Here is a 19,964-nt window from a genome sequence, read left to right on the forward strand (position 1 = left end):
AATTTATAGGGGTTAATTAATTATTAATTTCTCCAAATATATACATTTTTTTTAAAAAACAAATATAAATGCAAAAAAAATTAAAAACTAGATTTTATATTTAAAGCTACATCAGACCATGTTTTAGATACACCATCTGCACCTTTATGTAAGTCTTTACATACTAAATTTAAAGAGTTTAAAGCTTTTACAGCATTCCAATTAGAAACATCCATTGTTGCATTCATTGTAAAAGTTCTTCCTTCTATACTATATACAAAAGGTACTTTTTCTTCAACTCCATTCATCTTTAAATTTGTGTAACCAGTAGAGTCATTTTGTATAACTAATTTACCAGATAATAATTTGGTATTGTCCATAACACCAAAAAAGAATTTTTTTATTTTGTAATCTCTACTAGAATCTTTGGTAAAAATACTACTAACTGGTATCGAAAATTCTGTATTATTTATGGCTTCTCTTATCGTATTTCCTTCTCCTCCAGAATTGATATCAACTTTTTTAAACTGCCCACCTACTGGAACCTTCTCTGTAGTTTTATAGGCTGTAAAGTTAATTTCGTTTTTAGCATTCTTTAAAGAAAAAGCTGCATCACTTTTTTTAACTTCTGTTTTTTTATCTATGCTATAATCTGTTTTTTTTTCAGATTTACATGTAGAAAAACTAAATACAATTGCTATTAAGAACGATAAAACTACTCCTTTTTTCATGATGGTTATTTTTTATTATTTAAAATTTTATATGCTAAGTCTATATACTCTTTCTTTGCTTCTTCAGAAGACATTCCGTTTAATTGTATCCATGCATTAAACTTAAAAGCACTTCTTACATTGGGTTCACTATTAAAAGAAAACTGATTGCCAAAATTTGCTTGTTTGTAATAAGCATATAATTTTAGCATAACATCTGGAGCTATTGCTTTTTTTAATTCTGATATTTTACTAAATGTATCATTAAACTTTTTGTCTAACTCAGAATCCATAACTACTATTTTTCTGCAATTACTTGCACTCCTCCTTTAACTTTATCTCCTAAAGAAACATTAAGTTTAGTTCCTAATGGTAAAAACAAATCTACTCTTGAGCCAAATTTAATAAAACCTGCATCTGTACCTTGTACAACCTCATCTCCTTCTACTGCATAATTTACAATTCTTTTAGCTAATGCCCCAGCAATTTGTCTATACAAAACATCTCCAAAAGAACTATTATTTATAACAACAGTTGTTCTTTCATTTTCTGTAGATGCTTTTGGATGCCAAGCAACCAAATATTTTCCTGGATGGTATTTACTATATTTTATAACACCACTCATTGCATACCTTGTTACATGCACATTTATTGGCGACATAAATATAGATACTTGTAATCTTTTATCTTTAAAATATTCTGGTTCTTCTACTTCTTCAATTACAACAACTTTACCATCTACAGGCGCAACTAAATTTATATCATTTAAAGTTGATATTCTTTTAGGATTTCTAAAAAATTGAAGAATAATAATTAAAAAAACAACAATTATTATTTGAATTGTTTTCGCTAACCAATTTATTTCTACAAATTTATCTGCTAATATAACTCCAGCAACAGCTAAAATTAAAGAAATTGTTATGATTTTATATCCTTCTTTGTGAAAACGAATCATTTTTAAATTATAAAATTAATATACAAATATACAAATGGTGCTGCAAACAACAAACTATCTAACCTATCTAGAATACCTCCATGACCTGGCATAATATTACCACTATCTTTTATGTTTGCTTGTCTTTTAAATTTAGATTCTACTAAATCTCCTATAGTACCTATAACACTTATGATTAAAGCAATTATCAACCAATTTGTTAAAGAAAAATATGTGTTAAATTCACTTATTGCAAACGCTGCAATTAAAGCAAAAACTACTCCACCTAAGAACCCTTCTTGTGTTTTTTTGGGAGAAACAGATACAAATAGTTTTCTTTTACCATAGTTTTTACCAACTAGAAATGCAAAACTATCATTTACCCATATCATTATAAGTATAGATATCATTAAATGAGGATTATAAGTACCTTTGTAAATAGGTAATAATACTAAAAACAATATAGAAAAAATAGGGTATCTAATAACTATACCTAACTTAGACCTATCATTAGAAAAAGTAATTTCTTTTTCAGTAAATAAGAAATAAATTAATGATAAAGATGATAATAATGTAATTCCTAAAATACCAAATATGGCATAATTTTCAGGTTTTTTCAACATTAAAAACAAGGCAACACCAAAAAAAATGTAACTAATAAAACTTTTAAATTGAATAAGTTTAGAAAACTCCCAAATACATAAGATTCCAAATAAAAAAGTAAGTACTATATACGATTCTTTAGAAATAAGAATAGCAGATAAAAATATTAAAACGTAAATAATTCCAGAAAAACTCCTTCTTAAAAGGTTGCGCATATTATAAATCTTCTAATAGCAGCAAATATAAGTTTTTTGAATTACTGTTACCGTAGTTTAAGAAATTATCATCATTTTTATCAACTCCATAATTTTTTATTGCAGAGATATTAGTTGGCAGTTTGTCTTTGTGGTTTATTTTAATACCTGTTAAACCTTGTCCCATATCTTTAACCAACTGACTTGTAGTTGCATATACTATAAAGTCTTTTGGCATTTCAGAAAGCTTAATACTTTTTAATTGATTTGAAGAAAATAAAATATTACCATTATCTGCAATCAAATGCTCGCAAGTTGTAAAAACGGGTGTATCAGATTTAAGTTCTTTGTCTATATTAACCTCTTTTTTTTCTAAAAAAGCTGTTAAATTGTCATCCAACAGCGTAATTTGATTCCAATTATTCTCTTTTAAAATATTGTTTAAATTTTGAACAACTTCTTGGTTTTTTACGCAATATAAAAACTTACCTCCTTTTTCTACAAAGTTGTGCACAAACAAATCATCTAAAGAGAGATTTACTTCTTGTTTTTGAATTTCTTTATCCTCTTTTACAGGGATATTGAAAAGCTTTTTAAAAAAATTCATTCATTTAAAGATATTTAATTATTCTTCAGTATTTTTAATTACTGGGGGAATATCTTCTCTTTGTTCAACTATTCTTTCAATTTTTTCTTCTACTTCTTCAAAAGGTCTTTTTCCAAATATTTTTTCTAAGTCGTCTTTAAAGATAACTTCTTTTTCTAATAATAATTCTGCTAAAATTGTTAATTTTTCTTTGTTAGCCTCTAACAATTCAACAGCTCTCTTATATTGAGACTCAATCATTTTAGAAATTTCTTTATCTATTTTCTTTCCTGTTTCTTCGCTGTAAGGTTTTACAAAAGCGTCATTTCCTGAAGAATCGTAATAAGTTACATTTCCTACCTCTTCATTTAAACCATAAACAGTAACCATAGCTCTGGCTTGTTTTGTTACTTTTTCTAAATCGCTTAAAGCTCCTGTAGATATTTTATTAAAAATTATTTTTTCTGCAGCTCTACCTCCCATTGTTGCACACATTTCATCTAACATTTGCTCTGTCTGTACAATCATTCTTTCTGCTGGTAAATACCAAGCTGCTCCTAAAGATTGTCCTCTTGGTACAATTGTTACTTTTACCAAAGGTGCTGCATGTTCTAACATCCAACTTACAGTTGCATGGCCTGCTTCATGAAAAGCAATTACTTTTTTCTCTTTTGGCGTTATTACTTTATTTTTCTTTTCTAAACCACCAACAATTCTATCTACTGCATCTAAAAAATCTTGATGTTCTATTTCTTTTTTACTTGTTCTTGCAGCTATTAAAGCAGCTTCATTACACATATTTGCAATATCTGCACCAGAAAAACCAGGAGTTTGCTGTGCTAAAAAATCAATATTTACATCATTAGCCAATTTAAGTGGTTTGATATGAACTTCAAAGATTTCTTTTCTTTCGTTTATATTTGGTAAATCTACATAAATTTGTCTGTCAAAACGTCCTGCACGCATTAAAGCACTATCTAAAACATCTGCTCTATTGGTTGCTGCTAACACAATAACATTGGTATCTGTACCAAAACCATCCATTTCTGTAAGCAACTGATTTAAAGTGTTTTCACGCTCATCATTACCACCAGTCATACTATTTTTACCACGAGCTCTACCAATTGCATCTATTTCATCAATAAAAATAATAGAAGGAGATTTTTGTTGTGCTTGTTTAAATAAATCTCTTACTCTAGAAGCACCAACACCAACAAACATTTCTACAAAATCTGAACCAGATAATGAGAAAAAAGGAACTCCAGCTTCTCCTGCAACAGCTTTTGCTAATAATGTTTTACCTGTACCTGGTGCACCTACTAACAAGGCTCCTTTAGGAATTTTACCTCCTAAAGAGGTATATTTTTCAGGATTTTTTAAGAAATCTACAATTTCTTGTACTTCTTCTTTAGCACCTTCTAAACCTGCCACATTTTCGAAAGTAGTTTTTACTTTGGTATCTTTATCAAATAATTTTGCTTTTGATTTTCCGATACTAAAGATTTGACCACCTCCACCACCTCCAGCTCCACCACCAGACATTCTTCTCATAAAAAACAGCCAAATTGCTATTAGAATGATGAATGGTAAGAAACTTAAAATAGTGTCAAAAAAACTGGTTCTGCTTTCGTTTTTTAAATCGAAATCTAAATCTTTACTTTCTCTAACTTTTTCTATATTATTTTCAAAATTTTGTAAATCTCCAAAATTATATTCGTATAAAGAGGCTCCTTTAGAGTAAAAAGCAGAATTTACCATCTTTTTATAGCGTTCCTTTTTTAAAGCCTCTTGCTTTATATAAATTTGTGCTATATTATTGTTTACAACAACAATCTTTTTAATGTCGTTCTCTTTTAATATTTCATTAAATTCATTTTTTGTAATAGTTTTTGAAGCTAAATCTCCACTATTAAAAAATTGAAGTGCAATAATTACAATAAATATTGCAGCATATATCCAATACGCATTAAATTTAAATTTAGGCATATTAGAATTATTATCTTTCTTTGAATCACTCATTATTTTTAAAAAATCAAAAAATTAAACTGGATTTATCTCTGTAATTTTGGCATCACCCCAAAGACTCTCTATATCATAAAACTCACGTACATGTTTTTGAAATATGTGAACAACTACGTTTACATAATCCATTAAAACCCACTCAGAGTTTGTTTGCCCTTCTATATGCCAAGGCTTATCTTTAAGTTCTTTACTTACTAATTTTTGTATAGAACCAGAAATTGCATTTACTTGTGTGTTTGAATTACCAGAGCAAATTATAAAATAATCACAAACAGTATTTTCTATTTCACGTAAGTCTAGTAACTGAATATCTTCTCCTTTTACTTCATCAATTCCTTTAATAATTACAGCAATTAAATCGTCTTTACTTACTTGTTTTTTTGTCATTAACTTTTTTCTAATTTGTCGCAAAGTTATTATTTTTTTGCGAGTATTTTATGTAATATTACAGTAGTTTACACTTTATTTAACACTTGAAAATAATCAAACTTAGTGCCATTGATTCTACTAACTCTTTTTTAAAGGATTTAGCACAGAATTCTACGCTTCAAAATTTTACTACAGTTGTAACAAATAACCAAACAAAAGGAAGAGGGCAACAAGATAGTAAATGGGTTGCAGAACCTTTTAAAAACCTTACTTTCAGTATATTTATAGAGTTTAAAGAATTAAAAACCTATCAAAAAAAATATTTAAACTTTGCCATTTCTTTAGCTATTTATGAAGTTTTATCAAGTAAAAATCTTCCTAAAATTTATATAAAATGGCCAAACGACATTCTGTCAGCACACCAAAAAATTTGTGGTATTTTAATTGAAAATACGTTTATTGGTGATAAAATAAAGAATTCAGTTATCGGAATTGGGTTGAATGTAAATCAAAAAAAATTTCCTAATTTTTTAAAAAAAGTAACTTCTCTACAATTAGAAACCAATTTAAAATACGATTTAGATGAATTATTAGCAGATATTTTAAAAACAATTCAACAGAAAGTAAAATTATTAGAGACTAAAGACTTTGCAGTTTTAGAAGAGGATTATTTAAGCGTTTTGTATAAAAAAAACATCCCTACTATGTTTAAAAACAGTAAGGATGAAATTTTTATGGGTATTATTTCTGGGATTTCTAATGATGGAAAACTTCAAATACAATTAGAAGATGATTCTATCAAAGAATTTGGAGTTAAAGAAGTTTCTTTTCTTTAAAGATTTCCAATATTTTCTGTAAGTGTATCTACAAATTTTGTTAGTGGCTTTTTAATCATCATTGCCATCATTGGGTTAAAATCGCCATCAAAAACCAATTGTATTTCTGATTTATTTTCAGATAATTCTGTAATATCTGCAGATAATGTAAATGGTAGTTTACTACTTGCTGCACCTAAAGTAATGTTAGAAAAAGGAGTTTTTTCTTTTAAAACCAATCTAATTTCTGGCATTCCTGGTAAGCCAAATAAAAAAGAATCGCCATCTACCTCAAATTTTTGAATATTATCTGGCATTATTTCTTTAAAATTTTTTAAATCTGTAAAAAAAGTAAATACTTCTTCTGCAGATTTTTTTACTGTTACTGTATTTCCGTTTATATTCATGCTATATTTTTATTGTTTCCACTCACTTGGATTTTTTCTCCAATCATTTAAAGTAACCAACTCTTTTTGAGTAACATAATTACTATCTAAAGCTTGCTCTAGTAGGTTTTCGTAATTACTTAAAGTACTTAATGCTACATTTTTATTTTCGAAATTCTTATCAGCTACATCAAATCCATAAGAAAAAATAGCAACCATACCTTTTACCACTGCTCCAGCCTCTTTTAATGCTTCTACTGCATTTAAACTGCTATTTCCTGTGCTAATTAAATCTTCTATCACCACAACATTTTGTCCACTTTCTAAATGCCCTTCTATTTGATTTTTTCGACCATGTTTTTTGGGTTCTGGTCTTACATAAATAAAAGGAACACCCAATTCTTGGGCTACCAAAATTCCAATAGCAATTGCACCTGTAGCAACACCCGCAATTACATCTGGTTTACCATACTCTAATTCTACAATTTTTGCAATTTCTTCTTTAAGAAAAACACGAACTGGAGGATAAGATAAGGTAATTCTATTATCGCAATATATTGGCGATTTCCAGCCAGAAGCCCAATTAAATGGTTCGTTTGGACTTAATTTTATTGCCTTAATTTGCAATAAAAGCTCAGCTGTTTTTTTAGCTGTATCTTTGTTTAAAATCATATCGCAAATGTATAAAGTTTTTGTAAATGATAGCCCAATAATTGTAACATCTTCTGCCAAAAAAAATAATAATTATCCAGTTTATTTTTTTAAGGATGTAATTTTAGATGAGATTATCTATAAATTAAAGAACAAAGAAACTAAAGGAGCTAACCTATATACCACTGATTTAGAGAAAGATTGGAGAGTTTTTTGTTCAAATTTAGAAGTAATTCCTGCTGCTGGTGGTTTGGTTTTAAACAATAAAAAAGAAATTTTATTTATTTATAGAAATAATGTTTGGGATTTACCCAAAGGATGGATAGAAAAAGGAGAAACCAAAGAAATAGCAGCAATTAGAGAGGTAAAAGAAGAATGTGGTATATCTAATTTAAAATTGATAAAACCTTTGCTTACTACACATCATATTTATTTTCATAAAAGTATAAAACTAAAAGAAACACACTGGTTTTTAATGTATTCTGATGATGAGAAAGAATTAACTCCACAAATAGAAGAAGGAATTACTGCTGTTGGTTTTAAAAACGAAACAGAAATTGCAGAAATTTTACAAAATACTTACGCTAACATTAAATTAGTGTACCATATTTATAAAAAAGGATAAAAATTTCTTGTAAGACGGATTTGCGTTAGGGATTAAAACGACATCCTTTTTATGCAGAACTCGATTCGATATTTGTTTTGATTATTTTACTTACTTTTTTAAAATTGAAAGATGCTGAACTAAATTCTGCATAAAAAGATATAGTGGAAAGCCCGACCTTTAGGTAACGCCCTAAAAAGTTTCTGTATCAAAAAAAACAAACTATCTTTGCCGACTTCTAAAAACAACCAAAATTATGACCGAATTTATTACCAAACGTGTAAAAAATGTGAGAAATGACGTGTTATCTGGAATCACAGTTGCGTTAGCATTAGTTCCTGAAGCTGTGGCATTTGCATTTGTAGCAGGTGTAGATCCGCTTGTAGGTTTATACGCAGCTTTTATGATTGGATTGATTACGTCTATTTTTGGTGGAAGACCAGGAATGATTTCTGGTGCAACAGGAGCTTTAGCTGTAGTCATGGTTTCTTTGGTTTCTGAAGGAAATGCTATGGGAAATCCTGAAGAAAATCTAGGTTTATACTATCTTTTCTTAACGGTTATTTTAATGGGAATTTTTCAGTTTTTAGCTGGTGTTTTAAAATTAGGAAAGTTTGTACGTTTAATTCCACATCCAGTAATGATGGGGTTTGTAAATGGTTTGGCTATTGTAATTTTTTTATCTCAATTAGGTATGTTTAAACAAACTGTTGGAGGCGAAAAAGTTTGGCTGGAAGGAAACTCTCTATGGTATACGATTGCCTTAGTTGCATTAACAATGTTAATTATGTGGGGATTACCAAAAATAAAAGCAACTAAAAAACTACCAGAAGCATTAATTGCTATTTTGGTTGTTTCTGGAATTGTAATTTTCTCTAATTTAGATGTTGCAACTGTGGGTTCTTTTATTAGAGATGGTGGTGGAGAGGGTTTAAAAGGTGGTTTTCCTGTTCCTGTTTTAGAGACTTTTTCTAAAATACCTTTAAATATGGAAACATTTTTATTCATATTACCTTATGCAGGAATTTTAGCAGCTATTGGTTTAATTGAATCTTTAATGACCTTAAATTTAATTGATGATTTAACAGAAACACGTGGAAACTCAAACCGAGAATGTATGGCTCAAGGTGGTGCAAATATTATTACTGGTTTGTTTGGTGGCATGGGTGGTTGTGCAATGATTGGACAATCTATCATTAATATAAAAGGTGGTGGACGTGGTCGTTTATCTGGAATTACTGCTGCTGTTTTCTTATTAATGTTTATTCTTTTTGCTTCTTCTTACATAGAGCAAGTGCCTATTGCAGCTTTAGTTGGTGTAATGTTTATGGTTGTTATTGGTACATTTGCGTGGTCTAGTTTTAGAATTATGAATAAAATTCCGTTAACAGATGTAATTGTTCTAATTTTAGTTTCTGCATTAACCGTAATTTTTGATTTGGCTATTGCAGTAATTGCAGGTGTTATTGTAAGTGCTTTAGCATTTGCTTGGGAAAATGCAAAACGTATTAGAGCCAGAAAACGTTACAGAGAAGATGGCACGAAAGTGTACGAAATTTGGGGGCCACTTTTCTTTGGAAGTATTTCTGCTTTTAATGATAAGTTTGATATTAAAAACGATCCAGAAAAAGTAGAAATTGATTTTGTAGAAGCTCGTGTTTCTGACCATTCTGCAATTGAAGCAATTTTTGCTTTGGTTGAAAAATACCAAGCAGCAAACAAAAAAATTACTTTAAAACATTTGAGCGAGGATTGTAAATTGTTATTATACAAATCGAGCCCAATTTTTACAGATATTATAGAAGAAGATATTGATGACCCACGTTATCATTTAGCTGCAAATCCTGAGGATTTTCCAAAACCTTTGGGAGAGTATAAATTTTAATTCTTTTTTCTCTTATATTTTTTTTTAAAATAAAATACAAACAGGAGTTGGTGCAGCAATCTCGTCTACAAAAGTTAGTTCTCCAGTACTAGCGTTTCTTTTAAAAGAGATGATATTATCTGTATCTTGATTGGCTACCAATAAAAAATTATCATTTGGTGATAACGAAAAATTTCGTGGATGTTTTCCTAAAACAGGCTCGTAACCAACTGTTTTTAAAGTTCCATTTTCTGGATTTACTTTATAAATTACAATAGATTCATGTCCACGATTTGAGGCATATAAAAATTTACCATCTTTTGTTATATGGATATCTGCAGCTTTGCTGTATTCTGAAAAACTTTTTGGTAATGTAGAAATTGAGGAATCTACAAAGTATGTATGCTCTTTTTCTTTAACCAAAGAAACAGTATTATTTAATTCGTTTAAAACGTATATCCATTTATTATTTGGATGAAAAGTTAAATGTCTTGGACCAGCTCCATCTGCCATATTTAGCTTTTTTTGATTGGTGAAAACAAGTTTATTGTTTGTCTTATCTATCGTAGAAAACCATAATTGATTTGTTCCTAAATCTACAGAAATAATTTCTTTTTTAGTAGGATGAAACCAAGTGGAATGTGCGTGAGCAGATTTTTGTCTACTTGTTGTGCCTTTTCCAATGTGTTGTTGTACACTAAGTAATTTTGATAACTTTCCAGTTTTATCAGCTTTTAACAGCCCTACATTTCCACCTCCATAATTTGAAGCAATTACATAGCCTTCATCATTTATTGCCACAAAACAAGGATTTGCACCTCCAGTTTCTTGTTTGCTAATAAAAAAAAGAGAATCTTTGGCTATATTGTAAGACCTTATAAAACCTCTTTTTTGCACATCTGTTTCTCCAACAGCAAAAAGTGTCTTTCCGTTTTTAGATTTTGTTAAAAATGTAGGATTTACAACTTCTGCAACTAAGCCTATTTTGTTAAGTTTTCCTTCTTTAGAAATTTTGTATTTGTAAATTCCTTTAGAATCTTTTTTAGTGTAAGTTCCAACATAAAAAGAAGCATCCATCTGTTGTTTTTTGTTTAATATAGTTTTACAGCCTAAAAAGAAAATAACGAGAATTAATATGGCATTTTTCATTAATCTAATTTTAATTTAATTTTTAACTTTCCACATACAATCCATCTCTCACCAAGATTCTTTTACCTCTATAAAAACCTCTTCTTTAATAATTCTTTTTCTTTTAAATGATTATTTAATTGTCATTTAATTAAAATAGTTTAAATACTGGTAATCTTAAATGCGCAGGTTCATAATAAGGAGAGTTCTTATAAATAAAATTAAGTTGTGCATTGGGGTTCTTTGCAAATTTTTCATCAGAATTTAATTTTGTTTCAAACTCTTTTTTTAGTGATGAATTTTCTTTTAATAATTTTTCTGCAATATCTTCAAAAACATAACTAGAATACCCTTCTTTTTGCTGTAAAATAGTATCAAAAAAGTTCCAGTTAAAAAAAGAATCTGTGGCTTCTGCTTCTAATGTTTCTAGCAAGTAACGAACACCATTTTGGTTTGTAGGAATATAAATATCTCCAGCTCTAAAAGTAATTTTTTCTTTTGATGAAGTAACAGTTGTATTATAATGCAAATAATGCCCTTCATAAGCACTGTTTCTTGTTTTATAATCTGCAACATGATTTACCTCTACAGAAATAATGGTATCATTTTGAAACCTTGTAAATTCTATTTGATTATTTTTTAATCTTTCTATAACTTTATGCCAACCTTGTTGTAAAATATAAGCTTTAGGTATTGTTATTTGTTTAGAAGGTATAAAGTTATTATAGTATTTTGTAGGTTTGGTAAATGGTTTGTTTGTGTCGTAAAACAAACGTTTTCCTGAGGTTACTTTGCTATCAATAATTTCTGCTTCATAACCTTTAAATTGTAATTCTGTAGGGTTTTCTCTATCTACTTTAAAACTTATTGGATACGTTTTTTTACTTAGAAATTCATCAACAGCATTTGCTCTTAATTTTTTTATTTTACTTGCATTTTTTTCAGTAAAATCAATTGCAGAAAACATTAGTTCGTACGTTTGTTCTACTCTTAATTTATAAGGTTTTAACATGTGTGTTTCTACCATTAATCCTAAAGTATGAAACAACGTTGTATAGCCTGTTGAATATCTTGGCGAGTCAAAAAATTGGGAGAACCCATGTTCTGGAGTGGTACCCCAAACATTTACATAAGGTGTAATAGCAATATTTTTATCTTGCAAAGATTTTTCTAAACTTGGTCGCATTTCTTTTTCTAAAAAAACACCTAAATTACCTCCTAATTTATTGTGCTGTGTAAATAAATGGGTAATTGCGTATTGATAATCTGCTCCATTACTAACATGGTTATCAATAAAAACATCTGGATTTACACTATGAAAAATTTCTGCAAAAGCTGCTGCGTTTTTGGTGTCTTGTTTTATAAAATCTCTGTTTAAATCAAAGTTTCTTGCATTGCCTCTAAAACCATATTCTTTGGGGCCATTTTGATTGGCTCTTGTATGAGAATTTCTATTTAAAGCACCACCAATATTGTAAACTGGAATTACACAAATAATTGTATTTTTATATTTTTCTTTTAAAGAATCGTTTTGAACAATGTCTCTAATTAATAACATAGATGCATCTATTCCATCAGATTCTCCAGGATGAATTCCGTTATTTATTAATATTCTGTTTTTTGTAGATTTTTTAATTTCTGCAATATTGTAAATTTCTTCTCTGTTGTATACAACCAAATGCAATGGTTCACCAGAATCTGTCTGACCAAAAGTAAATAAAGAAATTTCGTCATATACTTCTGATAGATTTTTGTAATAAGAAATAACTTCTTTATATGTAGGTGTTTCTTTGCCTTTAGAGTTTTCGAAAAGTGTGGTAAAATCTTTTTCTTTATGTGTGTTTTTATTACAGGAAGTTATTAAAATAATCAGGAAAAAAATTACAAGCTTTTTCATTTAAAAATTATCCTTTAAAATTTAAATCTAAAACGTAATTAGCATCTACACTTTGGCCTCTTTTTTTTGCTGGTGTCCAATCAGACATTTCAGAAAGTATTCTAATAACTTCTGTATTATAATCTTGAGTTAAGCCTTTTACAACTTTAATATTTTTAAGTTTACCTTCTTTAGTAACTACAAAATCAACAATCATGTCACCAATAATTCTAGCAGAATTAGAATCGAATTTTTTATCTATGTATTTCTCTACATTACCATTATTATCTTTTTTATAAAAAGGTTTAGAGTTTATAGTTTTATATTTATAACTTTTTCCATCTTTTGTGTAACTTGTTCCTTTAGATAGTTTTCCATTCTTATAAGTTTCTTCGTATATTTTAGTTGAACCATCAAAAGCTGTCCATAGTCCATTTTTAAATCCTTTTTTATAACTTCCTTTAACAATCAATCCTTTATCATCTGTATATTGCACAAATCCATTCCCATTAATAACTGTTTGCCTTCCTTCTGTATCCCAAAAGTTTATAACTAAATTTTGAGTTTTATCATTAAAAAAAGTCTGCTTAGACATTTTCTCTTCAGCTTCTTTTTCTCCATTTTCGTAGTAGTAAGTCCAAATTCCATTATCTTTCTTACCATTTACTGTATTACCTTCAGAAGCTTTATTTCCGTTTTTATGATAAGAGATAAAGTTTCCATCAGATTTTAATACCTGTAATCCGTTAGTATTGAATTTAGAATCTAATATGTATTTATTTTTAGCGTTATCTAACACATATTTTTCTACCTTAAAAACATTGTTATTATCTCCTACATTTGTTTCTTTAATAATTACTAAAGTATTTGTTTTTAAAAAAGTTGCTCTATTATTTGTATAATACAAAGTGTCTCCTACTTTATAAAAATTTGTCTGAGAAAATCCTAGACCAGACATTAACATAAATATTATTGCAATGCTAAATTTTTTCATTTTATATTATTATTGTTTATTGATATTTATTTTTTTTATTCTAACTGTTTTAGGAACTAATTTAGTATAATCTCCATCATTTCTAATTACTTCTCTAACAATGGATGATGATATGTAAGAAGTACTTGCAGCTGTTAAAAGAAAAACAGTTTCTATAGGTGCTAAGTCTCTGTTGGTATGTGCTATTGCTTTTTCAAATTCAAAATCTGCAGGGTTTCGAAGTCCTCTTAAAATAAACTCTACATTGTTTTTTAGGCAAAAATCTACAGTTAGTCCTTTGTAAGTAACTACTTTTATTTTGGGGTTATTTGAAAAAGAATCCTCTATAAATTTTTTACGCTCTTCTAAAGAAAACATGTACTTTTTATTAGAATTTACCCCAATTGCAATAATGAGTTCATCAAACAATTTTACTCCACGATTAATAATGTCATAATGACCAGATGTGATAGGATCAAAAGATCCTGGAAAAATAGCTTTTTTCATATACCCTCTTTATTACATTGAAGTATTAATTGTTTATGATAAAAATAGGAAAATAACTTAAATAGGAGGTTTATTTCCTTATTTAATATTATTGAGGGAATTTTCTATGGCATTATTAAATAGTTCTTTTAATGAAATTCCTGCTACTTGTGCTTGTTGAGGCAATATGCTCTCTTCTGTTAAACCAGGAACAGTGTTCATTTCTAAGAAATACGGTTCGCAATTTACTAAAATATATTCAGAACGTGAAAATCCTGACATATTTAAAATTGAATATATCTTTTTTGCAACCTTAATCACTTTTTCTTCTTCTTCTTTACTTATTCTTGCTGGTGTTATCTCTTCCGATTTTCCTTCATATTTTGCTTCATAATCAAAAAAATCGTTTTCTGTTACAATTTCTGTAATAGGTAAAACTTTTATTTTTCCTTTAAAATTTATAACACCTACAGAAACTTCTACTCCATCTAAAAAAGATTCTATTAAAATTTCTGAATCTTCTTTATATGCCTTTTCTATAGCAGGTACTATTTCTTCTTTAGTATGTACTTTAGAAATACCATAACTAGAACCTGCATTATTTGGTTTTACAAAACAAGGTAAACCAACCTTTTCTATAATTTTGTCTAGATTTATAGCATCTCCTTTATTTAGATATATAGATACAGCTGTTTTAATACCATATTCTTTTACAACACTTAAAGTATCTCTTTTATTAAAGGTTAACGCCATTTGATAAAATGGCGCTGATGTGTGTTTAATATTTAGTAACTCTAAATAACTTAAAAGCATTCCATTTTCTCCAGGAGCTCCATGAATTGCGTTAAAAACACAATCAAAATTGATTGTTTCAGTATTTAAAACAAAAGAAAAATCATCTTTATTAATTAAATATTCGTTCTCATCATCATCTAAAGCAACCCATTTTTCTTTTAAAATATGAACTCTATAAGGAGTATATGTATCTCTGCCTAAATGATTATAAACTACATTTCCACTTTTTAAAGAAATATTTACTTCGGATGAATAGCCACCCATAACAATTGCAATGTTTTTCTTCATTGTTTTTAAAATAATAAAACAAATTTATCAAAATAATAATAGAAAAAGCAACGTTTAGTTTTTATATATTTGTAGGTAACAAAAATCAAAAAATGAGTGTATTACAATTTCTAAAAAGTAAATCTTTTTTAATTCAAATTGCAATTGCAATTATAGGTTTATTCGTCTTTATTTTCGTTTTAAAATATTGGCTAGGTATTACTACTAACCACAATCAAAAAATACAAGTTCCTGATTTACATAAAATGTCTTTAACAGATGTAGACAGACAGTTAAAAGAATTAAATTTAGGCTTTATTGTAATAGATAGTGCAAGCTACAACCCAGATTATCCTAAGAAATCTGTGATAGAGCAAAGCCCAGAAGCTGGAGATTTTGTTAAAGAAAAACGTAAGATTTATCTCACTTTAAACCCATCTAAATACAGAGATGTTACTATACCAGATTTAAATGGAAGAACTAAAAGACAAGCTAGCTCTCAACTTAAAGCAAAAGGCTTAAATGTTGGAACAAACTTTACTTATGTGCATGATATTGGTAAAAATGTTGTGCGTGGATTGCGTTATAAAGGAAAAGTTTTAAATCCTGGAGATAAATTACCTCTAAACTCTATTGTAGATTTGGTTTTAGGTGATGGTAAAGGGAATTAGAGTTGGAAGTTTAAAAATTACAAAATAAAATTGTGTTAGATAACAAATCTCAAGAAGTAGAAAACGACGAATTGTATGAACATCATAGGTTTGTAGCTAGTGAGGGTCAAGAACCTTTAAGGGTTGATAAATTTTTAATGAATTTTGTAGAAAACGCCACAAGAAACAAAGTACAACAAGCTGCCAAAGCTGGCAATGTTTTAGTAAATGATGTTGCTGTAAAATCGAATCACAAAGTAAAGCCAAATGATGTTGTTAGAGTCGTTTTGGCATATCCTCCAGCAGAAAATTTATTAGTTGCAGAAAATATTCCTTTAGATATTATTTTTGAAGATGATACTCTAATTGTTGTAAATAAACCTGCAGGAATGGTGGTGCATCCAGGTCATGGAAATTACTCTGGAACATTGGTAAATGGCTTGATTCATCATATAGAAAATTTACCTACAAATTCTAATGAACGTCCAGGATTGGTGCATAGAATTGATAAAGACACAAGTGGATTATTGGTTGTTGCTAAAACTGAATTTGCAATGGCACACTTATCTAAACAGTTTTTTGACAGAACCACAGAGCGTTTATATTATGCTTTGGTTTGGGGAAATATAGAAGAAGATAAAGGCACAATTGAGGGTAATATTGGACGTAGTTTAAAAAACCGTTTGCAAATGGCTGTTTTTCCTGATGGCGATTTTGGCAAACATGCAGTTACCCATTTTAAAGTTTTAGAAAGGTTAACTTATGTAACTTTGGTACAATGCAAATTAGAAACTGGTAGAACACATCAAATTAGAGCACATTTTAAACATATTGGGCACACGCTTTTTAATGATGAACGTTATGGCGGAAATGACATTTTAAAAGGAACCACATTTACCAAATACAAACAATTTGTGCATAACTGTTTTAAGGTTTTACCAAGACAAGCATTACATGCTAAAACATTAGGTTTTACACATCCAATAACTAAAGAATTTTTACAATTTAATTCTGAAGTACCAAAAGATATGTTAGATTGTTTAGAAAAATGGAGAACATATTCTGAGAACTCTAAAGAAGAAATTTAATAAAAACTATTAGCCTCAATTATAAAACACCCTCTATTTCTCTACAACAGGTGTTATTTTTAAGCCAATACTAAACTCTACTTATGCAAAAATGAATAGGCAAATACTATAGATAATGTTTCATGATTAGATTTCCAAGATTTAAAATCTGATAATATATCTTTTTTATGATATCTCAACTCAACACCATATCTTTTAAACTTATAACCAATACCAAAGGCTAAATTGTTAGTACCAGAAATTTCTAATGAACTTATACTTGAGCCATCATTTCTAGTAAAATCAATTGATGAATTCATAGGTAAACCAAATACTAAAGAAGTATTTAAAAAAAGCTTAGAATCTTTATTCAAAAAAAGGTAGTGTCTTAAAGTTACAGGAATATCAATAGAACTATAATCTATATTTGCTCTTAATACTCCCCCAGCAACTTTCGCTGAATTATTAATTTTTTCAGATTTAAAATTTTGATAAGTTGGCTCTATTGCTATAGCCCATTTGTTTTTATTAAAGGGTAAAATAAATTCTGCTTCTAAGCCTAAACCAAAACCTATTTGGTTACCAAAATTGGTATTTCTAAGATTAGAAGTTGTATTTTCTATAGATAAAGAAGTACTATTTATTCGAGGTCTAATATTTAAATTAAATAACCCTTTTTTTTGTTTTTTACTATAACTTACAAACTCGGTATTACTACATTTATTATAATTGATAAAGAGATTAACTAATTTACTTTTTTTGTATTCAAGAGAATTAAACGTACTAATTGTTAATTTTGAGCACTTTAAATCATTAAAAAGTTGTTGCTTATATTCATTATTGTTTCCAATTTTCCCTGAATTTGTTATGTAACTTTTGTAAACTAATTGTTTGATATTAGAGTTTTTATTTTTGTAAAAGTATCTTATAAAACTACCTTCTACATAACTATACAAATTAGACTTGCCTTCTACTAATACTTTTAAAAGTAATCTTTCTTTTTTAAAAGTGGGTTTTTTATCTGTAGTTAATTCACTTACATTATTTCTACCAGATCTATCTACTTCTACAATTGACCAAAAGTATTTTGAAAAATTATATACGCTAAACTCTTTGACAGATTTTATAGATATTACCTTAAGCTCTCCATTTTCAGACAACTTGTATTCAAGTTTTGTTGGATTATTTCTCCAATCTAAGTTTTTAATTAAGCATTCATTTTTTTATTATTGCTATCTATAAAATATCCTTTCTCAAAAAAAACTTGAGCATAAAAATTTACACTAAAAACAAGTGCTATAAGAAGTGAGAATCTATTTTTTTAAATCAATTTTATATTTTTTGATAAAACAATATATTATAAGAATCATTACATTATACTGATATTTATCATAATTTTAACAACAACCAGAACTTGGACTGCAACATGAATTTTGTAAATCAGACATTTTCATCCTTGGTTTTTCTTGTGGAATTCCGCAAGCATCTAATGCTAAACAAGCTGTAACTTTTGGGGTTAACAAAAAGTTTTTGCCATCAAAATTTAAATCGTATTTACCAATGGTTTCTTTTCCTTGGTATTCTACTTCAATCTCTAAATCTTCAAATTTGAAAATCTTTTCAGAGAGTTCTATAATGTGTAATAATTTCTCTGGATGTAATCTGTGGTCGTAATCGTTTTCTTCCCAAAGTTGAAAATTAACAACAGTTTCATTTCTCACTTTACCTCCACAATCAATAAAATCTTTGGTTATTTTACCAACTTCTGTCACGTGAAAATGACTGGGAACCAAGTCTCCATTTGGTAATTGAAAAGCAATTGAATCTAACTCTTTTAAATGGTTTTTAATTTGTGATAATTTCATAATGTTTATTATTAACAACAGCTTCCTGTTGAGTTTTTATTTAAAAATTTGCTCAAAATGTTTTTTATACTTTGCCAATTTTCTTCGTGAATACAATAGCAAACACTTGTGCCATCTATAGTACCTTTTATGACTCCTATGTTTTTTAATTCTTTTAAATGCTGAGAAATTGTTGGTTGTGCCAAACCAATTTCTTTTACTAGATCTCCACAAACACAAGATTGGAGCTTAATTAAAAACTCTAAAATGGCTATTCTTGCAGGATGCCCTAGCACTTTTGCAATAGCTGCAATCTTATTTTGTTCTTCTGTAAAAATTTCTGACTTTGTTATTCCCATCTTAATTTATTTATTGCAATATTACGATTAATTAATTTATAAAAAAAATATTCCTCAAGAATTTAAAATAACCTTTCTATAACTCTTGTTTTCTTATATGCTTTTTGTGTATTAATATCAAAATCTACGACTCCTAAAACCAAATTTTCTTCAGTTACTACTTCTACCTTCCATTCTCCATCAATAACATTATTCTTAAAGGTAAATCCTCTAAAACCATTATCTCTACCTCCTACAATTTTATAACCTATATTGTCCATAACTTGCCATTCACTTGTTTGGTTATTGTACCATTTCCAACGATGATATATTTTTTTCTTTAAATCTGTTGGTGCAAAAATAGAAGTGAAAACATACACAGTTTCTCCATTTTTTAGTTGAAAATGTGTTTTATGATCTCGCCAAAACACATACCAATCATCTACTTCATAAGTAACTTTATAGTGTCCATTTTCTTTTACAATATTATAAGCTACTAAACCCTTATCAAGAGCCAAAGGAACAGGAGGAATCAACCTAAAAAAATAAGCTACATTAATTAATATATAAATTCCAAAAATCATTAACATTAACTTCCATTTAATAATTTCTGTTCTAGCTAAACGACTTGATTTGTAAACTAAAAAAATTAAAAACAATGTACAAAAAAGACTCAATCCTCCAGAAATTAGAAAGATAGTATTATTCATTTCACTTAATATTACTGGAATAATAAAGCTTAAAAAAGGTAATGTGGCAAAAAATGGTTGGTAATTTTTACATCAAGATTTGTTATATTCCCAAAGTTAATTTGAACAGGACA

23 protein-coding genes are annotated in these 19,964 nt (G+C 28.3%); 5 read left to right on the forward strand and 18 right to left on the reverse strand.

The features are described 5' to 3' along the window. Positions 1 to 80: 80 nt before the first annotated feature. Genes ACY2RW_RS14595 through rsfS form a run of 7 tightly spaced genes read right to left on the reverse strand, consistent with a single transcriptional unit; the run spans position 81 to position 5,415 of the window. Entirely contained in the window at positions 81 to 710 is a 630-nt protein-coding gene (locus tag ACY2RW_RS14595) for a YceI family protein (protein ID WP_490123474.1), read from the reverse strand. 5 nt (positions 711 to 715) lie between these two features. Next, on the reverse strand, positions 716 to 982 hold the full coding sequence (locus ACY2RW_RS14600) for an acyl-CoA-binding protein (RefSeq protein WP_490123475.1): 267 nt from the start codon (positions 980 to 982) through the stop codon (positions 716 to 718). A gap of 5 nt (positions 983 to 987) precedes the next feature. Further along, positions 988 to 1,644: a phosphatidylserine decarboxylase family protein gene (locus tag ACY2RW_RS14605; protein WP_490123476.1), complete on the reverse strand. Its 657-nt coding sequence runs from the start codon at positions 1,642 to 1,644 to the stop codon at positions 988 to 990. Between the two features lie 2 nt (positions 1,645 to 1,646). Further along, positions 1,647 to 2,441 (reverse strand): phosphatidate cytidylyltransferase, encoded by a 795-nt coding sequence (locus ACY2RW_RS14610; protein ID WP_490123477.1) that lies wholly within the window; start codon positions 2,439 to 2,441, stop codon positions 1,647 to 1,649. A gap of 1 nt (position 2,442) precedes the next feature. Beyond that, the gene (locus tag ACY2RW_RS14615; RefSeq protein WP_490123478.1) at positions 2,443 to 3,027 is read right to left on the reverse strand and encodes an LUD domain-containing protein; all 585 of its coding nucleotides are present in this window, start codon (positions 3,025 to 3,027) and stop codon (positions 2,443 to 2,445) included. A gap of 18 nt (positions 3,028 to 3,045) precedes the next feature. Then, positions 3,046 to 5,025 (reverse strand): ATP-dependent zinc metalloprotease FtsH, encoded by a 1,980-nt coding sequence (gene ftsH / locus ACY2RW_RS14620; RefSeq protein ID WP_490123479.1) that lies wholly within the window; start codon positions 5,023 to 5,025, stop codon positions 3,046 to 3,048. Between the two features lie 21 nt (positions 5,026 to 5,046). Beyond that, complete coding sequence (gene rsfS, locus ACY2RW_RS14625; protein ID WP_490123480.1) at positions 5,047 to 5,415, reverse strand: ribosome silencing factor; 369 nt, start codon at positions 5,413 to 5,415, stop codon at positions 5,047 to 5,049. Between the two features lie 86 nt (positions 5,416 to 5,501). On the opposite strand from rsfS, the gene ACY2RW_RS14630 reads away from it, so the two are divergent. Further along, positions 5,502 to 6,233, forward strand: a complete 732-nt coding sequence (locus ACY2RW_RS14630) for a biotin--[acetyl-CoA-carboxylase] ligase (protein WP_490123481.1) — start codon at positions 5,502 to 5,504, stop codon at positions 6,231 to 6,233. Here the strand turns inward: ACY2RW_RS14630 and ACY2RW_RS14635 are convergent. Continuing rightward, complete coding sequence (locus ACY2RW_RS14635; RefSeq protein ID WP_490123482.1) at positions 6,230 to 6,619, reverse strand: SRPBCC family protein; 390 nt, start codon at positions 6,617 to 6,619, stop codon at positions 6,230 to 6,232. The two genes, ACY2RW_RS14630 and ACY2RW_RS14635, sit on opposite strands and share 4 nt — an antisense overlap. 9 nt (positions 6,620 to 6,628) lie before the next feature. Beyond that, positions 6,629 to 7,270 (reverse strand): orotate phosphoribosyltransferase, encoded by a 642-nt coding sequence (gene pyrE / locus ACY2RW_RS14640; protein WP_490123483.1) that lies wholly within the window; start codon positions 7,268 to 7,270, stop codon positions 6,629 to 6,631. Positions 7,271 to 7,277: 7 nt separating this feature from the next. On the opposite strand from pyrE, the gene ACY2RW_RS14645 reads away from it, so the two are divergent. Next, positions 7,278 to 7,874 (forward strand): NUDIX hydrolase, encoded by a 597-nt coding sequence (locus tag ACY2RW_RS14645; RefSeq protein ID WP_490123484.1) that lies wholly within the window; start codon positions 7,278 to 7,280, stop codon positions 7,872 to 7,874. A 235-nt stretch (positions 7,875 to 8,109) separates the two neighbouring features. Beyond that, a complete protein-coding gene (locus ACY2RW_RS14650; RefSeq protein WP_490123485.1) occupies positions 8,110 to 9,738 on the forward strand; it encodes a SulP family inorganic anion transporter in 1,629 nt (542 codons plus the stop codon). 24 nt (positions 9,739 to 9,762) lie between these two features. Here the strand turns inward: ACY2RW_RS14650 and ACY2RW_RS14655 are convergent, their stop codons facing one another. From ACY2RW_RS14655 to ACY2RW_RS14675, 5 genes are all read right to left on the reverse strand, one after another. Then, positions 9,763 to 10,866, reverse strand: coding sequence for a lactonase family protein (locus ACY2RW_RS14655; RefSeq protein WP_490123486.1), 1,104 nt, complete (start codon positions 10,864 to 10,866; stop codon positions 9,763 to 9,765). Between the two features lie 130 nt (positions 10,867 to 10,996). Next, positions 10,997 to 12,742 carry a M14 family metallopeptidase gene (locus ACY2RW_RS14660; RefSeq protein ID WP_490123487.1) on the reverse strand — a complete coding sequence of 582 codons (1,746 nt, stop codon included), beginning with the start codon at positions 12,740 to 12,742 and terminating at the stop codon, positions 10,997 to 10,999. 7 nt (positions 12,743 to 12,749) lie between these two features. After that, positions 12,750 to 13,715 carry an energy transducer TonB gene (locus ACY2RW_RS14665; RefSeq protein ID WP_490123488.1) on the reverse strand — a complete coding sequence of 322 codons (966 nt, stop codon included), beginning with the start codon at positions 13,713 to 13,715 and terminating at the stop codon, positions 12,750 to 12,752. A gap of 9 nt (positions 13,716 to 13,724) precedes the next feature. Then, the gene (gene coaD, locus ACY2RW_RS14670) at positions 13,725 to 14,201 is read right to left on the reverse strand and encodes a pantetheine-phosphate adenylyltransferase (protein WP_490123489.1); all 477 of its coding nucleotides are present in this window, start codon (positions 14,199 to 14,201) and stop codon (positions 13,725 to 13,727) included. A gap of 78 nt (positions 14,202 to 14,279) precedes the next feature. Continuing rightward, a complete protein-coding gene (locus ACY2RW_RS14675; RefSeq protein ID WP_490123490.1) occupies positions 14,280 to 15,263 on the reverse strand; it encodes a D-alanine--D-alanine ligase in 984 nt (327 codons plus the stop codon). Between the two features lie 92 nt (positions 15,264 to 15,355). Between ACY2RW_RS14675 and ACY2RW_RS14680 the strand changes: the two genes are divergently transcribed. Further along, positions 15,356 to 15,913 carry a PASTA domain-containing protein gene (locus ACY2RW_RS14680; RefSeq protein ID WP_490123491.1) on the forward strand — a complete coding sequence of 186 codons (558 nt, stop codon included), beginning with the start codon at positions 15,356 to 15,358 and terminating at the stop codon, positions 15,911 to 15,913. Between the two features lie 32 nt (positions 15,914 to 15,945). Then, a complete protein-coding gene (locus ACY2RW_RS14685) occupies positions 15,946 to 16,980 on the forward strand; it encodes an RluA family pseudouridine synthase (protein WP_490123492.1) in 1,035 nt (344 codons plus the stop codon). A 77-nt stretch (positions 16,981 to 17,057) separates the two neighbouring features. On the opposite strand, the gene ACY2RW_RS14690 is transcribed toward ACY2RW_RS14685, so the two are convergent. The 4 genes from ACY2RW_RS14690 to ACY2RW_RS14705 all read right to left on the reverse strand — a co-directional run bounded on the left by ACY2RW_RS14690 (position 17,058) and on the right by ACY2RW_RS14705 (position 19,851). After that, the gene (locus tag ACY2RW_RS14690) at positions 17,058 to 18,119 is read right to left on the reverse strand and encodes a porin family protein (protein ID WP_490123493.1); all 1,062 of its coding nucleotides are present in this window, start codon (positions 18,117 to 18,119) and stop codon (positions 17,058 to 17,060) included. A gap of 237 nt (positions 18,120 to 18,356) precedes the next feature. Beyond that, entirely contained in the window at positions 18,357 to 18,824 is a 468-nt protein-coding gene (locus ACY2RW_RS14695; RefSeq protein WP_490123494.1) for a DUF6428 family protein, read from the reverse strand. 11 nt (positions 18,825 to 18,835) lie between these two features. After that, positions 18,836 to 19,162 (reverse strand): ArsR/SmtB family transcription factor, encoded by a 327-nt coding sequence (locus ACY2RW_RS14700; protein WP_490123495.1) that lies wholly within the window; start codon positions 19,160 to 19,162, stop codon positions 18,836 to 18,838. A gap of 62 nt (positions 19,163 to 19,224) precedes the next feature. Further along, entirely contained in the window at positions 19,225 to 19,851 is a 627-nt protein-coding gene (locus ACY2RW_RS14705; protein ID WP_490123496.1) for a DUF2914 domain-containing protein, read from the reverse strand. Positions 19,852 to 19,964: the final 113 nt, after the last annotated feature.

Source organism: Polaribacter sp. 2305UL8-11, assembly GCF_058147165.1.

What these genes read in the sequence shown, in the direction of transcription:
- ACY2RW_RS14595 (WP_490123474.1), bottom strand. Translation starts at nt 710, where the DNA reads ATGAAAAAAGGAGTAGTTTTATCGTTCTTAATAGCAATTGTATTTAGT.
- ACY2RW_RS14600 (WP_490123475.1), bottom strand. Translation starts at nt 982, where the DNA reads ATGGATTCTGAGTTAGACAAAAAGTTTAATGATACATTTAGTAAAATA.
- ACY2RW_RS14605 (WP_490123476.1), bottom strand. Translation starts at nt 1,644, where the DNA reads ATGATTCGTTTTCACAAAGAAGGATATAAAATCATAACAATTTCTTTA.
- ACY2RW_RS14610 (WP_490123477.1), bottom strand. Translation starts at nt 2,441, where the DNA reads ATGCGCAACCTTTTAAGAAGGAGTTTTTCTGGAATTATTTACGTTTTA.
- ACY2RW_RS14615 (WP_490123478.1), bottom strand. Translation starts at nt 3,027, where the DNA reads ATGAATTTTTTTAAAAAGCTTTTCAATATCCCTGTAAAAGAGGATAAA.
- ftsH (WP_490123479.1), bottom strand. Translation starts at nt 5,025, where the DNA reads ATGAGTGATTCAAAGAAAGATAATAATTCTAATATGCCTAAATTTAAA.
- rsfS (WP_490123480.1), bottom strand. Translation starts at nt 5,415, where the DNA reads ATGACAAAAAAACAAGTAAGTAAAGACGATTTAATTGCTGTAATTATT.
- ACY2RW_RS14635 (WP_490123482.1), bottom strand. Translation starts at nt 6,619, where the DNA reads ATGAATATAAACGGAAATACAGTAACAGTAAAAAAATCTGCAGAAGAA.
- pyrE (WP_490123483.1), bottom strand. Translation starts at nt 7,270, where the DNA reads ATGATTTTAAACAAAGATACAGCTAAAAAAACAGCTGAGCTTTTATTG.
- ACY2RW_RS14645 (WP_490123484.1), top strand. Translation starts at nt 7,278, where the DNA reads ATGTATAAAGTTTTTGTAAATGATAGCCCAATAATTGTAACATCTTCT.
- ACY2RW_RS14650 (WP_490123485.1), top strand. Translation starts at nt 8,110, where the DNA reads ATGACCGAATTTATTACCAAACGTGTAAAAAATGTGAGAAATGACGTG.
- ACY2RW_RS14655 (WP_490123486.1), bottom strand. Translation starts at nt 10,866, where the DNA reads ATGAAAAATGCCATATTAATTCTCGTTATTTTCTTTTTAGGCTGTAAA.
- ACY2RW_RS14660 (WP_490123487.1), bottom strand. Translation starts at nt 12,742, where the DNA reads ATGAAAAAGCTTGTAATTTTTTTCCTGATTATTTTAATAACTTCCTGT.
- ACY2RW_RS14665 (WP_490123488.1), bottom strand. Translation starts at nt 13,715, where the DNA reads ATGAAAAAATTTAGCATTGCAATAATATTTATGTTAATGTCTGGTCTA.
- coaD (WP_490123489.1), bottom strand. Translation starts at nt 14,201, where the DNA reads ATGAAAAAAGCTATTTTTCCAGGATCTTTTGATCCTATCACATCTGGT.
- ACY2RW_RS14675 (WP_490123490.1), bottom strand. Translation starts at nt 15,263, where the DNA reads ATGAAGAAAAACATTGCAATTGTTATGGGTGGCTATTCATCCGAAGTA.
- ACY2RW_RS14680 (WP_490123491.1), top strand. Translation starts at nt 15,356, where the DNA reads ATGAGTGTATTACAATTTCTAAAAAGTAAATCTTTTTTAATTCAAATT.
- ACY2RW_RS14695 (WP_490123494.1), bottom strand. Translation starts at nt 18,824, where the DNA reads ATGAAATTATCACAAATTAAAAACCATTTAAAAGAGTTAGATTCAATT.
- ACY2RW_RS14700 (WP_490123495.1), bottom strand. Translation starts at nt 19,162, where the DNA reads ATGGGAATAACAAAGTCAGAAATTTTTACAGAAGAACAAAATAAGATT.
- ACY2RW_RS14705 (WP_490123496.1), bottom strand. Translation starts at nt 19,851, where the DNA reads ATGAATAATACTATCTTTCTAATTTCTGGAGGATTGAGTCTTTTTTGT.